Genomic DNA, 14,534 nt, shown 5'->3' with positions numbered 1-14,534 from the left:
CTGCCCGGAAGTTCTGTCAACGCACCATAAAGAAGGAACTGGGGAATGAACGACTACACGAGATATCTTGCAAGCCGTGTCACCGCCGGCGGGCTCAGCCGCCGCGAATTCATGGGACGCGCCATGGCAGCGGGCATCACACTCGCTTTTGCCGACAAACTTTTCGCCGAAAGTGCCAAGGCTGCCGAACCCAAGCGTGGCGGCCACCTGAAGCTCGGCCTTGAAGGCGGCGCCGCGACCGATTCCAAGGATCCGGCGAAATTCCTGTCGCAGTTCATGTTCTGCGTCGGCCGCTGCTGGGGCGACATGCTCGTCGAATCCGATCCGCTGACTGGCGCAGCCGTGCCCGCGCTCGCCGAATCCTGGGAGCCGTCGAAGGACGCAGTGACCTGGACCTTCAAGATCCGCAAGGGCGTCAAATTCCACAATGGCAAGGAACTGACGATCGACGACGTCGTTGCGACGCTGAAGCGCCATACCGATGCGAAGTCGGAATCCGGCGCACTCGGTGTCCTCGGCTCGATCAAGGAGGTCAAGGCCGATGGCGGCAATCTCGTCCTGACGCTCAGCGAAGGCAACGCCGACATGCCACTGCTATTGTCCGACTACCACCTGGTCATCCAGCCGAATGGCGGCGTCGACGATCCGCTGGCCTCGATCGGCACCGGTCCCTACAAGCTGACGAGCTTCGAGCCCGGCGTCCGTGCCACCTTCGAGAAAAACCAGGACGACTGGCGCACCGACCGCGGCTATGTCGATTCGATCGAGATCATCGGCATGAACGACGCCACCGCCCGCATCGCGGCACTGTCGTCCGGCCAGGTGCATTATATCAACCGCGTCGACCCGAAGACCGTCAATCTGCTGAAGCGCGCGCCCAACGTCGAGATACTCTCGACCGCTGGCCGCGGCCATTATGTCTTCATCATGCATTGCGACAAGGCGCCGTTCGACAATAACGATCTGCGCCTCGCACTCAAATACGCCATGGACCGCGAGACCATGGTGCAAAAGATCCTCGGCGGCTACGGCAAGGTCGGCAACGACTTCCCGATTAACAACACCTATGCCCTGTTCCCCGAGGGCATCGAGCAGCGCGCCTACGACCCCGACAAGGCCGCCTTCCACTACAAGAAGTCAGGCCATAGCGGCTCGGTCCTCCTGCGCACCTCCGAAGTCGCCTTTCCCGGCGCTGTCGATGCGGCCGTCCTCTATCAGGAAAGCTGCAAGAAGGCCGGGATCGAGATCGAGGTCAAGCGCGAGCCGGGTGACGGCTACTGGACCAACGTGTGGAACGTCCAGCCCTTCTCGACCTCCTACTGGGGTGGGCGGCCGACGCAGGACCAGATGTATTCGACCGCCTATCTTTCGACGGCGGACTGGAACGACACCCGTTTCAAGCGTCCTGACTTCGACAAGCTCTTGCTGCAGGCCCGCTCCGAACTTGATGAAGCAAAGCGCAAGGACATGTACCGCACCATGGCAATGATGGTTCGCGACGAAGGCGGGCTGATCCTGCCGATGTTCAACGACTTCGTGAATGCCTCCACCAAGCAGGTGAAAGGTTATGTTCACGATATCGGCAACGACATGTCGAACGGCTACGTCGCGACCCGCGTCTGGCTGGATGCCTGATGGCAAGGGGCATGCGCCCCTTTGATCTCCAACGAAGCCGGGACCGTGGGATGAAACCCGCGGTCCTCCCGACGTTTTTAGCGCGAGGTCTTCGCCATGACCAATTCCGCCCCAAGCAATATCCTGCCCGGCCTCGGTTTCCGGCAACGCTTTCCGCTGCTTGCCCTCATCCTCGAGCGCTTCGTGCTTAGCATCATCCTGCTTTTTGCCGTTTCCATCCTGATCTTCGGTGGGCTGGAAGCGCTGCCCGGCGATTTTGCAACCACCTATCTCGGCCAGTCGGCAACGCCCCAGGCCGTTGCCAATATCCGCCAGGACCTAGGGCTGGACCGCCCAGTAACCACACGCTACGTCGAGTGGCTCGGCAACGCAGTCCAGGGTGACTTCGGCACGTCCTGGGCCAGCAAGAATTCGGTGAGCGAGCAGATCGGCAAGCGCCTCGGCAATTCGCTCTTCCTGGCAGGGTTCGCAGCAGTCATTTCCGTGCCTCTCGCCGTCGGCCTCGGCATGCTGTCGGTGCACTTTCGCAACCGCCTGCCGGACAAGATCATCAACGTGATCTCGCTTGCGGCGATCTCCCTGCCGGAATTCTTCATCGGCTACCTGCTGATCCTCTTCTTCGCCGTGAAGTTCGGCATGGCCACCTTTCCGGCGACCGTTTACGACAGCATGAGCTTGATCGAGCGATTGAAGGCGATAGCGCTGCCGACGGCGACCCTCGTGCTCGTCGTGCTCGCGCATATGATGCGCATGACGCGGGCGGCGATCCTCTCCGTCATGTCGTCGGCCTATATGGAGACCGCAGAGCTGAAAGGTCTCGGCGCCTTCCGCTCGATCGTCAAGCATGCCGCTCCCAATGCGCTCGCGCCGATCATCAACGTCGTCGCATTGAACCTTGCCTATCTCGTGGTCGGCGTCGTCGTTGTCGAAGTCGTGTTCGTCTATCCCGGCATGGGGCAATACATGGTCGATGCGGTCAGCGTGCGCGACATGCCTGTCGTGCAGGCCTGCGGTCTCATTTTTGCGGCCGTCTACATCTTCCTTAACATGACGGCCGATATTCTCGCGATCATCGCCAACCCCCGGCTGAGGCATCCGAGATGAGATTGAGAGACATCCCCATCGCCGCCTGGATCGGCATAAGCGGTATCGCGATCGCCTTCACCTTTGCGGCCTTCGCGCCCTGGATCGCCCCCTATGGCGAGACCCAGGTCGTCGGCGACGTCTGGCAACTGCCCGATGATCACTATCTCTTCGGCCTCGACAATCTCGGCCGCGACATCCTTTCGCGCCTCATTTATGGAGCGCGCACGACGCTGCTCGTCGCGTCCGCCGCCACCATCATCTCCTTTTCGCTCGGCGTCATCTTGAGCTTCACCGCCGCGGTTTCGCGTGGTCTTATCGACACGATCTTCTCACGCTTCAACGATCTGATGATGTCGATCCCGACGCTGATTTTCGCGCTCGTGGTTCTGGCCGTCCTGCCACAGAACATCATCGTCCTGATCCTCGTCATGGCGATCCTCGATTCCACCCGCGTCTACCGTCTCGGCCGTGCCGTGGCGCTCGATGTCGCGGTGATGGAATTCGTCGAGGCGGCCAAACTGCGCGGAGAAGGCAAGCTCTGGATCATCTTCCGCGAAATCCTGCCGAATACGCTGTCGCCGCTGCTTGCCGAATTCGGCCTGCGTTTTGCCTTCTCGATCCTGTTCCTGTCGACGCTTTCCTTCCTCGGCCTCGGCATTCAACCGCCTGCGGCCGATTGGGGCGGCATGGTCAAGGACAATAAGGACGGCATCATCTTCGGCATTTCCGCCGCACTGGTGCCGGGCACCGCGATCGCCGTGCTGGCTGTCTGCGTCAACCTGGTTGTCGACTGGCTCCTGAAACGCACATCCAGCCTCAAGGGAGGGCGCGGCGATGCCTGAGCTTCTTTCCGTTCGCGATCTGAAGATCGAGGCGACCAGCTATCCACCGGGTGAACCGCCCAAGCGGGTGACGATCGTCGACGGGGTTTCCTTCGACCTTCACAAGGGCAAGGTTCTCGGCCTGATCGGGGAATCGGGCGCCGGCAAGTCGACGATCGGTCTCTCCACGCTCGCCTACGGCCGGGGTGGTGCAGAAATTACCGGCGGCGAGGTGCGGCTCGACGGCGCCGATATCCTGGCGCTCGGCAAGAGCGGCATCCGAAAAATTCGCGGTGCGCGAATCTGCTACGTCGCGCAATCGGCGGCTGCCGCCTTCAATCCGGCGCACAGGCTCGGTGATCAGGTGATCGAAGCTTCGATCACGCATGGTCTGATGACCAGGGAGGAAGCGCGCAAGCGCGCGCTTTATCTGTTCGGCGTCTTGGGTCTGCCCAATCCGGAGACTTTCGGCGAGCGCTTTGCCCATCAGGTCTCCGGCGGCCAGCTGCAGCGCGCGATGACGGCGATGGCACTCTGTTCCAACCCCGAACTCATCGTCTTCGACGAGCCGACCACGGCTCTTGACGTCACCACGCAGATCGACGTCCTGGCGGCGATCAAGCATGCCATCGAGGAGACGCACACGGCCGCCCTCTATATCACCCACGATCTTGCCGTCGTCGCCCAGATCTCGGATGACATCATGGTCCTGCGCCATGGCAGGCAGGTGGAATATGGCAGCGTCCACCAGATCATCGAGGCACCGCAACAGGACTATACCCGTGCCCTCGTCAACGTCAGGCAGGCCTACCGCGAGGAGGCCGCCGATCAGTCCGTCGGACTTCTCAAGATAGAGAATGTCAGCGCCGAATATTCAAACGGTTTCAAGGTCCTCCACGATGTTTCGCTGCATGTGCCGAAAGGGCAGACGCTTGCCGTCGTCGGCGAATCCGGTTCTGGCAAATCGACCCTGGCGCGCGTGATCACCGGCCTTCTGTCGCCAAGCAGCGGACGCATCGTCTTTGACGGAAAGCCGCTTGCGCCCCGTCTCAAGAACCGGCCGAACGACGACCTCAGACGCATCCAGTTGATCTATCAGATGGCGGATACGGCTATGAACCCGCGCCAGACGGTCCGCGACATCATCGGCCGCCCGCTGGCCTTCTATTATGGCCTGAGAGGCGCCGAGAAAACCGCCCGGGTAAAGGAGCTGCTCGACCACATCGAAATGGGCAAGGGTTTCATCGACCGCTACCCGGCAGAACTGTCCGGCGGCCAGAAGCAGCGTGTCGCGATCGCAAGAGCGCTTGCCGCCAGACCCGAACTCATCCTTTGCGACGAGCCGACCTCGGCACTCGATCCTCTGGTAGCAGAGGGCATCCTCAAGCTGCTGTTACGCCTGCAGAAGGAAGAGCAGCTCTCCTACGTCTTCATCACCCACGACATCGCGATCGTCCGGGCGATCGCCGACAGCGTGGCGGTCATGCATCGCGGCAAGCTGGTGCGGTTTGGCCCGAAATCGACGGCGCTGTCGCCGCCCTTTGACGACTACACGGATCTGCTCTTGAAATCCGTGCCGGAAATGGAGATCGGCTGGCTGGAACGGGTGCTTGCGACGCGACGCATGGAAAGCGCCGGACACTGACTGGACGAGACGGAAACCTCGTCTCATGAAATGGGCATCAAGGGAATGAGCATGACTTCGCGCGGTTTCACCACCATCGAGAATGAATGGATTATCCTGAAGGATGGAACGCGGCTTGCCGCGCGTATCTGGATGCCGGACGGTGCGCAGGAAGATCCCGTTCCCGCCGTCTTCGAATTCCTGCCCTATCGCAAGCGGGACGGGACCAGTCTCAGGGACGAGTCGACCTATCCGGTATTTGCGGCGGCAGGCATTGCTGGCGTGCGCGTCGATATCCGCGGATCTGGAGAATCCGATGGCGTCATCGATGGCGAATATACGACGATAGAGCTTGCCAATGCCTGTGAGCTGATCGCCTGGATCGCCGCACAGCCATGGTCGAACGGCGCAGTCGGCATGATGGGCATCTCCTGGGGTGGCTTCAACAGCCTTCAGGTCGCAGCGTTGCGCCCTCCGGCGCTCAAAGCCGTCATATCGATCGCCTCGACCGTCGACCGCTACAACGACGACATCCACTACAAGAACGGCTGCCATCTTTGCGCACAGCTTTCATGGGCGGCGACCATGCTCGGCTATCAATCGCGTCCACCGGACCCCGCGCTTGTCGGCGAGCGCTGGAAGGAGATGTGGCTGGAACGCCTGGCGGGCGAACCCTTCCTGATGGAGGCGTGGCTGGCACACCAGCGGCGCGACGATTTCTGGCGCCACGGCTCAATTTGCGAGGATTTTTCGAGCGTGGAGATCCCCACACTCGTGATCGCCGGCTGGGCCGACGGCTACCGCAATACGCCTTTAATGGCGCTCGAGGGCCTGGGCAGCAAGGCGAAGGCGCTGATCGGCCCATGGGTCCACAAATATCCGCACTTCGCCTGGCCGAAGCCCCGCGCGGATTTCCATGGCGAAGCCATCGCCTGGTGGAACAAATGGCTGCGCGGCGAGGATAATGGGATCGACGCGTTGCCGCAGACCCGCGCCTATATTCTCGATGCGGTCCGGCCTGCCACGCGGCGCGACAGCGATCCAGGCTTCTGGATCGCCAAGGACGTCTGGTCGCCGCCGCAGATGGAATGCTTCTATGTCGAGCAATTCGGCCGTTTGACGCAGGGCATGCCGATTCCGCATGCACCCGATCACATGGTCTATCTGCGCTCTCCGCTCGACACCGGGACGGCATCCGGCGAATATTTCACGCTGAAGCCAGACGCCGAAATGGCGATCGATCAACGAGCCGACGATGCCGGCTCGCTGATCTTCGAGACAATACCACTTGCCGGGGATTGCGATTACCTCGGCCGCCCCGTGCTTACGGTGGCGCTGCGCTCGCACTCGACAGGTGGCAATCTCTGCGCCCGGCTCATCGACGTCCATCCGGACGGCACGGCAACGCGTGTCGCCTTCGGCGTCGTCAATCTGACCCACCGCGATGGCAATGCCGATCCAAAACCGCTGGCTCCAGGCGAGAAGGTGTCGGTCCGGCTCGTGCTTGATGCCTGCGGTTATCGCTTCCGCAAGGGTCATCGTATCCGTCTTTCGCTTTCCACCGCATATTGGCCGATGATCCTGCCGCCGCCGGAAGACGAAGGGGTCGAGATCGATCTCGCATCGCTTGGCCTGGCGCTGCCGTTGCTCGGTGAGTTTAGGAGGATCGAAATCAAGGAACCGGCCAATTCCGATCCGCTGCCGAAATATATCGAGCATGCGGCCGCCACAACGAAGCGGCAGGTCATCCGCGACCTATCGGCCAACCGGACGGAGTATCACATCCATGAGGATACCGGACTTTACGAGCATCCGCAGACCGGCCTGTCGACCCGACAATTGCGGGAAGAAGTCTGGTCGATTGCACCGGATGATCCGCTGTCGATGACCGGCACGTCGACCTGGACCTGCGACATGCGCCGCCCCGATTGGGTCGTGCGGACGATCGCAACCGCGCGGATCGCATGCACAGGGAGCGATTGGATCGTCAGCGCTGTCGTCACTGCTTTTGAAAATGACATGCAGATATTCGAAAAGATCTTTGCGCAAAAGCGGATCGGGCGCGACCTGATGTGATCTCAGGCCGCCGCGAAGTGTTTGATGGCCGCACAGATGGCATAAAAGCCTTCTCGGGCGCCATCGCTCATGTGACGGGCCCGCAACCAGGCGTGCACCATCTGCGGTTCTTCCCTGAACCGGACGTCGATGCCTTCGGCGGTCAGCCGGGCGGCATATTGCCGGCCGTCGTCTCTCAGTGGATCGAAATGCGCGACCGTGATGAAGGCAGGTGGCAGTCCGGTAACGGAAGATGCCTTTAGCGGCTCGGCGATCTCATTGCCCGCCGGTGCCTTAAGCATCTCGCGGTAATAAGCGACATCCGCCGTCGCCAGGCCGGGCGCGGTTGCCATTTCGACATAGGAGCCCGCGGCAAGGTCTCCGCCGAGCGCCGGGTAGATCAGGACCTGGCCGACGATGCCAAGCAGGCTCGCGTCGCGTGCACGCAATGCAAGGCCTGCCGCAAGATTGCCGCCGGCACTGTCGCCGATCACCACAACTCTTTTGTTGGCGCAAAGCAGATGTTTTAAGACGGCAAAGCCGTCATCGGTCTGAGCCGGCCAGCGATATTCTGGGGCCAGCCGGTAATCGACGGAAATGAGTTCCGCACCGGCAAAATCAGCAATCTCCGCACAGATGGCGTGGTGGCTATCAAGTGAGCCGACAACAAAGCCGCCACCATGCAGATAGAGCAGAATGGTCCGCGTAGTGATATTTCGCGGACGGTAGCGCCGGATCGGTATACGCTGGAGCATGCCGTCGGCAAAGGTCATCTCGACGGGCAGCGGGCGATCAAACCTTGCGCAAAGGGCGTTGTACCAATCCCGCTGCTGTTCAATCGATGCTTCAACGGCGTCTGGCGGATAGAAGGCATCGCAGATCGCGAGAAACTGTAGAATGCCCTCTTCGTTGGGGACAGGCGATCGGGCGGACATAGGGTCCTTTCGCGATTTGGGACAAGCGGATCATGTTCCGGGCCAGCTCAGCTTCCGATCATACGCCCTCGTGATGGAACCGACCTGTCTGGCTGCGACCCATTGATGTCGCCAAGGGGCGCATGAATGCGGCCAAGATGCTTGCGCTTCATACGACGAGCGCATTTTCCGTCTCGTCGATGGACAGGCCACGTTTGCCGGCGCGAACGCCGCCTCGCCGACCGACGATGCGTCAAATGACGTCACGGGGCCCGTTTTCTAGTTTTGGATGGGGCTTCTCCATAGGCGGCTTTGTAAAGCGCAGAGAAACGGCCGAAATGAAAGAAGCCCCACTTCAGGCATATGTCTCGTACCGATTGCCGGTTTGACGCGTCGAGCAGATCTTCTCGAGCCGCTCGTAAGCGCATGGTTCGTAGAAAAGCTGCCGGCGTGGTTGCTCGGAAGGCCCGAAAGCCCGTTTCAAGAGCACGAACGGAAACACCAATCTCCTCCGCAACCGTTTGCATGGAAAACGGCAGGGCAATGTTTACCTGCATATACTCGATTGCTTGGCGCACATGCCATGGCGCGATCAAACCTGCTTTCTTGTCCAGGAAATGGGAGAAGCGATGCGGGATCGATCGTAGCATCAGGTCCGCAAACGCATCAGTAAGATGCGCCATGGCGATCGGTGAACGCAATAGTGGCCCATCGTCACGCATGCCGACAATGATCGTCTGGGCCAGGCGCCCGATCAGCTGGCCGGATGGAGTGGCAAGATCAACAACAGGCGAAAGCTCCAGGGCGCCCACCAATGGCGTGTCCAATATGGCGGCAAATTTCCGCATAATCATTGTCCAGTTCAGGCGAAGCACATCTGACAGATGGGGTTCCCCCCTTACAAAAAAGCGCTCTGCCTCATGATTTGCGGCCAGAAGGAGCTTTCCGGGTGTGCCCTCAACAATCTCTCGGCCGAGAGCGATATTGATGGCGCCGCTGCGAGGGAACATGACCGACAGCCATTGCGGCGTCTCAGGCTCCGCACTCGCCGACCACTCGGATGAAAAATGGGAGGTAATCATCGTCGCTGTACCATCGGAACAGAAGTCAGTTTTCCAGTGGAAGTTTCGGGCCGATCCAGCAGGCGATGCAGCAAAAGGACCGAAACTCCCTTTGAAGGTTTCGACCATCTGTTCGAAAGATGAACCCTGATAGCGCGGCGAGAAATCGTGTAGGACATCATCTGGCATGCAAACACACCAAATCGAACACGTGACAACTGAACACGTGAAACCCGTGTCTTTCCGCACTCAGATACCAACGCAAAGTGGAACAAACTTCGTGCCGCATCGGCATGATCTGTAAACCTCAGCGCTTCAGGGTCTGCGACGGCAGTTGACCGAAACGCTTCTTGTATTCGGCTGCAAATCGACCGGAATGGGCAAATCCCCATTTGAGAGCAACGTCGGCGACGACCGGTCTCGGACCAGCCTCGAGCAAATCGCGATGGGCGGCAGCCAGCCGAATTTCATGTAAGTATGACATCGGGCTCGTGTTTCTGAATTGCTTAAAGCCCTGTTGCAGGGTTCGAACGCTCACCTTGGCTGCAATCGCAATGTCGACGAGCGAAATCGGTTCCGCCATATGCTCCTGCATGAAGTCGACCGCCCGTTTTACATGCCGCGGGGCCGGTGCCGGAGCACTCTGTTCGAGCTCATTTGAATATCGATTGGGACAGTTTTCCAAAAGGAGGTAGATAGCAGCGTCGCAAAGAGAGCTGAAAGCCAGTGGCGACCGCTGCAGGGGGCCGCTGTCGCTCAGGCCACGGTGAAGGTTCTGCACAAGCTGCATCAAGGCAAGCCCCGCACCTGCCGTCAGGTCGATGTGAGGATGAATGTTGAGATCGCCGTCGACCGTGCGCTCAAGCATTTGGGTCAGGTGGTTCGTAATCATCGCCTGATCAATAAACAGACCGAGATGACGGCGGGGCCCCATCAGGCGTGCACCAGCGTTATGGCATGCCTCGAAAATTGCGGCGCGACCCGGAGCTGAGTGTATCTCCTCCCGCCCGCCGTCGAAGGAGGCGCTTCCTTGCAACGGCAGAAAGACAAGCACTTTTTCAGTCGGCGCCTCGCGCTTCAGAAGAAATGTTCCTTCGTAGGCGCAGTCTGCCAAAGCAATCTGTCCCGCCGATATGAAATTACAGCGGAATGCGGTGGGTGCATTGCATTGCGCGCTAACCTTGAGCGGTGACTCCGGCGTCGACAATGCCTGTGACAGCTCGTCCGGATCTGTTCCACTATGCGTCGTTTCGCGAATTGACACGGTTTGGATTGCTTGATTTTGGCTTGGGCCACCGCAGGAGCGCGTACGGGCATTCATGGACATTCGTGACCTCAAAAACACCCGATCTCGTGATCAGGCACGTACCTCAGATCACATTAAGGCTGTCATCCGGTTAGAGCCGGTGTCGACCGGCCTCTTCGACGATCCAAAAATTGGGGCACACCGATTAATGATTGGTAAAAAATGGCGATAAGTATGATTAAATTTAATCAACCAGAGCGCCGACCAGGTGCAGCGGGTTATTGACACGCTGCGACTGCAAATCCGCGGGTCCTTCGGACATGCATTCGGCAAGTTTCGTCGCACGTAAGGTCTTGTGGGCTATTGCGCTTGTTGCGCCGTTCAAAGCGAAAGATCACGTTGCCACCCGCCAGTGGTACTGTCGCGGGCAAGCAGCTTCAGGCATGACTTCTTGCTTGTGACGATAGTGCTCTCTTAACTGTTCCTCCCCAAAATCGTGAGCCACTTGGTTTTCAAAGGAATCACGATGGCCTTCAATAACCGCGCAGGTGACATCACAAGCTTCGCTGACCTGTCTTCGGTTCCAACGGTCCGGCGGCTGCGCGACAACGCGCTCGTCGACAGACTGCGGAAGGCTGTTTCATTCGAGTACCTGACCATCGGCGGTTTGGATCTGGAAGGATACGAATTCGGCAGCAGCCAGTCGATCGACACCGATATGCCTCCGCATTACATGGAAGCCTATTTTGCTGAAAAGATGTCTCCGCAAGACCCATTGGTCGCTGTGGGCAAGACCAGGAAGACGACCTACACGGAGGAAGAGGCTTTCGATCTGATCTCGCCGCCGCAAAGATTGCTTTATCTTTCTCGCGCCCACGGTGTTCGAAACAGGATCTTGTTTCCATTGTCCCGGAAAGACACCGTTTATGGCGCCGTTTGCTTCACAAACGCACGGCCATTCACACAAGGCGAATGCGAGTTTCTGTCTTTGATGGCCGAACCGCTGCATACTGCCATCACCAAACCCATCATGGACAGATTTGCTACCGACCAGCTTCGCCTCACCAAGGGTGAACTTCTTTGCCTGGAAATGGCCGGCCGGGGTTTGACGAGTGAAGAGATTTCCAATGCATCCGACTACGCATTGGAAACAATCAATAGCTACCTCAAATCGGCAACCCGGAAACTTGGAGCATCCAACCGCCTGCAGGCGGTCGCCGAGGCGATCAGAAGGCGCCTAATCGACTGAAGCGCTGAAGCCGGCTTCGTCGGCGACGAAGGCCCCGGCCCGTGCGCTGCGGAGACGACGTACCGCAAGCTTGGCTGTTCGCTGGTTACCGTTTCGCGGCCCGGCCGCCTCAACGTCTATATGCAGCCTTCGGGTCTCCCGACGGCAACACGCCTCCCGGCTTCCGATATGCTTTCCGTCAAGTGGACGAAGGTGGCGATACCGCCTCGCGAGCGCCGGGATGTAGCTCGTCTTGGGGGCGATAGGTCTGATGCCGCTCAAGGACCTCAGTCCTCCCAGCTTCCGCATCAACCAGCCAATGCGAACAGTCAATACCGCCCCGGTATCGCTACAGACGTCGTTCGTGCCCCGGGGGCTCGGCCGTTGACCGCAGTCCAAATGTACGGATCGCGCAGTGGATATCCATAAGGCGCAGCATAACCCGTCCGCCATTGAAGCATTTACCTCTCATAAACCATACAACCCCGAATTGGGCGTTGTCCGATGAGGTTCGGTCTGTACCTTTTTTAGCGCCATGAAGGCGGGTCTCGGAGCGTAATTGCGCACATCATCATTTTGAAACCTTGCTTCTCAGAGGGTATAATGCCGAACCATTTTCATGCACATGCTGGTCATAACCACGGGTTGGCCGCGGCACCGGCGAAAAACCAGAATATCGAGCGCCGTCTGGAGTTCATGCAACTCGATGGTGAAGGCCGCGCCAGCATCCGGTCCTTGAAAAGCCTGATCGAACGCGAGCTGCCGCACGGGCTCGACAAGTTCTACACCCAGCTTCGCAAGAGCCCCGAGGTGAAACGCTTCTTCTCTTCCGACGAGCACATTTCCCGGGCCAAGGGTGCGCAGATGGGCCATTGGGAGAATATTTCCGACGGCAACTTCAACGAAGACTATGTCGGAAAGGTGCGGACGATCGGCACGGTTCACGCCCGGATCGGCCTTGAACCTCAATGGTATATTGGCGGCTATGCCATTATCCTCGATCACCTGATCCGCAGTGCGATCGAGGAAATGTTCCCCAAAGGCAAAATCTTCTCAAAGAAGTCGATGAAACCTGCCGATTTCGGCAAGGCGCTCGCGAGCCTCGTGAAGGCTGTTTTGCTCGACATGGACCTCGCCATTTCCGTCTACATTGACGAGGCAGAGATCGCAAAGCAGAAGGCGCAGGCTGAAGCCATCGATACCGAGCGACGGCTTGTCTCGGACAGTTTCGGCAAAGCCATGGCCGCGATCGCCAGCAAAGATATAAGCTACCGAATTGCTGCCGACCTGCCGGAGGCCTACGACGCGCTGCGTAACGACTTCAATTCCGCGCTGGAGCAGCTCGCCGGCACAATCGACCGGATCAGTGATGCTGCTTCGCAAATTCATGCAGGATCGCAAGAGATCCGCTCTGCGTCCGACGATCTTTCCAAACGCACTGAACAACAAGCAGCGTCAATCGAAGAAACAGCAGCAGCTCTCGAGGAAATTACCACGACCGTCAAGGATTCGAGCCGCCGTGCGGAAGAAGCAGGCCAACTCGTTGCCAAGGCCCGCCTGGGAGCGGAGAAATCCGGCGAAATCGTCCGGCAGGCGGTTGGCGCGATGGGCGCCATCGATACCTCGTCACGCGAGATCTCGAACATCATCGGCGTGATCGACGAAATCGCATTCCAGACCAATCTTTTGGCTCTCAATGCCGGGGTTGAGGCCGCACGCGCAGGCGAAGCCGGCAAAGGTTTCGCCGTTGTCGCCCAGGAAGTGCGCGAACTCGCACAGCGCTCCGCCAAGGCAGCGAAAGAAATCAAGGAGCTGATCAACAACTCAGGCGAACAGGTCAAGTCCGGCGTCGCGTTGGTTGGCGCGACCGGTCACGCGCTCACGGTGATCGTCGAGGAAGTCAAGGAGATCGACCGGCATATCGGTGCCATCGTCGAGGCGGCCCGCGAGCAGGCAACGGCGCTTCAGGAAATCAATACTGCCGTCAATACCATGGATCAGGGGACGCAGCAGAATGCCGCCATGGTCGAGGAATCGACTGCCGCAAGCCATAGGCTGGTCCAGGAGGTCAGCCGCATCGCGGCAATGCTTAGCGAATTCAATATCGGCAAAGGCTCCGCGTCGCATGCGTTGCAACGCCAGGGCGCTGCGATGGCGCGTTCGTCCAATTCACCCGCACGCGAACTTAGGGCCAAGATCGCCACAGCCTACCCTGCTCATGGAAATGCAGCCGTCGCCAGCGACGGCTGGGAAGCGTTCTGACGTCATTTTCACCGGCTTTTTTGGCTTGAACACAAGCGCTGGAGAGCCGCGCTCTCCGTCGCCTTGAGAGAAGTGTGCTTGCGCTCGAATAGTGTTCGCGCATTAGATATGGGAATTTCAATGAGCAATATTGTCGCTTTTCCTCTCAATCAGGCTTCCGAAGCTCCACGGCTTGGTAGCGATGGGGCCATTTCGTTGCGAAAGATGGAAGATGCCCGCAGCGAGATCCAGCTCGTCTTTACCCGACTGACGGCCATTCTGGAGGAGTTGAAGAAATTCCGCCTGCCCGCTCGTCTGCAGTTGGAGGCTGCGACCATGCGCCAACCGGTATCGGGGGTCAGGCAGGATCGAAGCGATGTCCGATAAGCGCAAAAGATATACAGTAGGCGCAGAAATTCGCGCATCGTGGAACGTGCCGTCGCCAAAAGCATTGAACTTCGATGCACGGGCCAGCAACCTTGGACGGCAAGCGTGATGACCTTGCCCCGTTGAAATAATCCATTTTGAAGTAAGCTCTGGCCCATTGAGAGGACCAGAGAATGAAGCGCAACCGTTTCACAGACGAACAGATCATTGGCATCCTGAAGGAGCACGAGGCGGGC

At 59.2% G+C, this 14,534-nt stretch carries 11 protein-coding genes; 8 read left to right on the top strand and 3 right to left on the bottom strand.

Features of this window, described 5'->3' with window-relative positions:
* The first annotated feature begins 45 nt into the window (after positions 1 to 45).
* The 5 genes from ATY79_RS15400 (at position 46) to ATY79_RS15380 (ending at position 7,242) form a co-directional block, all read left to right on the top strand.
* Positions 46 to 1,635 carry an ABC transporter substrate-binding protein gene (locus ATY79_RS15400; protein ID WP_088704261.1) on the top strand — a complete coding sequence of 530 codons (1,590 nt, stop codon included), beginning with the start codon at positions 46 to 48 and terminating at the stop codon, positions 1,633 to 1,635.
* A 96-nt stretch (positions 1,636 to 1,731) separates the two neighbouring features.
* On the top strand, positions 1,732 to 2,739 hold the full coding sequence (locus ATY79_RS15395; protein WP_088704260.1) for an ABC transporter permease: 1,008 nt from the start codon (positions 1,732 to 1,734) through the stop codon (positions 2,737 to 2,739).
* On the top strand, positions 2,736 to 3,563 hold the full coding sequence (locus ATY79_RS15390) for an ABC transporter permease (protein WP_088704259.1): 828 nt from the start codon (positions 2,736 to 2,738) through the stop codon (positions 3,561 to 3,563). The genes ATY79_RS15395 and ATY79_RS15390 overlap by 4 nt, the downstream gene beginning before the upstream one ends.
* Entirely contained in the window at positions 3,556 to 5,187 is a 1,632-nt protein-coding gene (locus tag ATY79_RS15385; protein ID WP_088704258.1) for an ABC transporter ATP-binding protein, read from the top strand. The genes ATY79_RS15390 and ATY79_RS15385 overlap by 8 nt, the downstream gene beginning before the upstream one ends.
* A gap of 51 nt (positions 5,188 to 5,238) precedes the next feature.
* Complete coding sequence (locus ATY79_RS15380) at positions 5,239 to 7,242, top strand: CocE/NonD family hydrolase (RefSeq protein ID WP_088704319.1); 2,004 nt, start codon at positions 5,239 to 5,241, stop codon at positions 7,240 to 7,242.
* A gap of 2 nt (positions 7,243 to 7,244) precedes the next feature.
* Here ATY79_RS15380 and ATY79_RS15375 read toward each other — a convergent pair whose 3' ends face one another.
* From ATY79_RS15375 to ATY79_RS15365, 3 genes are all read right to left on the bottom strand, one after another.
* Entirely contained in the window at positions 7,245 to 8,156 is a 912-nt protein-coding gene (locus ATY79_RS15375; RefSeq protein ID WP_088704257.1) for an alpha/beta hydrolase, read from the bottom strand.
* Positions 8,157 to 8,398: 242 nt separating this feature from the next.
* Positions 8,399 to 9,385, bottom strand: coding sequence for a helix-turn-helix transcriptional regulator (locus tag ATY79_RS15370; protein WP_088704256.1), 987 nt, complete (start codon positions 9,383 to 9,385; stop codon positions 8,399 to 8,401).
* Between the two features lie 118 nt (positions 9,386 to 9,503).
* Positions 9,504 to 10,523 carry an AraC family transcriptional regulator gene (locus tag ATY79_RS15365; protein ID WP_088704255.1) on the bottom strand — a complete coding sequence of 340 codons (1,020 nt, stop codon included), beginning with the start codon at positions 10,521 to 10,523 and terminating at the stop codon, positions 9,504 to 9,506.
* Between the two features lie 445 nt (positions 10,524 to 10,968).
* Between ATY79_RS15365 and ATY79_RS15360 the strand changes: the two genes are divergently transcribed.
* The 3 genes from ATY79_RS15360 to ATY79_RS15350 all read left to right on the top strand — a co-directional run bounded on the left by ATY79_RS15360 (position 10,969) and on the right by ATY79_RS15350 (position 14,298).
* Entirely contained in the window at positions 10,969 to 11,691 is a 723-nt protein-coding gene (locus tag ATY79_RS15360; protein ID WP_088704254.1) for a LuxR C-terminal-related transcriptional regulator, read from the top strand.
* A gap of 582 nt (positions 11,692 to 12,273) precedes the next feature.
* On the top strand, positions 12,274 to 13,932 hold the full coding sequence (locus ATY79_RS15355) for a methyl-accepting chemotaxis protein (protein ID WP_088704253.1): 1,659 nt from the start codon (positions 12,274 to 12,276) through the stop codon (positions 13,930 to 13,932).
* A gap of 120 nt (positions 13,933 to 14,052) precedes the next feature.
* Entirely contained in the window at positions 14,053 to 14,298 is a 246-nt protein-coding gene (locus ATY79_RS15350; protein ID WP_088704252.1) for a hypothetical protein, read from the top strand.
* Positions 14,299 to 14,534 lie beyond the last annotated feature (236 nt).

It is taken from the genome of Rhizobium sp. R693, assembly GCF_002211315.1.
GTDB lineage: Bacteria > Pseudomonadota > Alphaproteobacteria > Rhizobiales > Rhizobiaceae > Rhizobium.
This window is presented reverse-complemented; position numbering and strand designations above follow the sequence as displayed.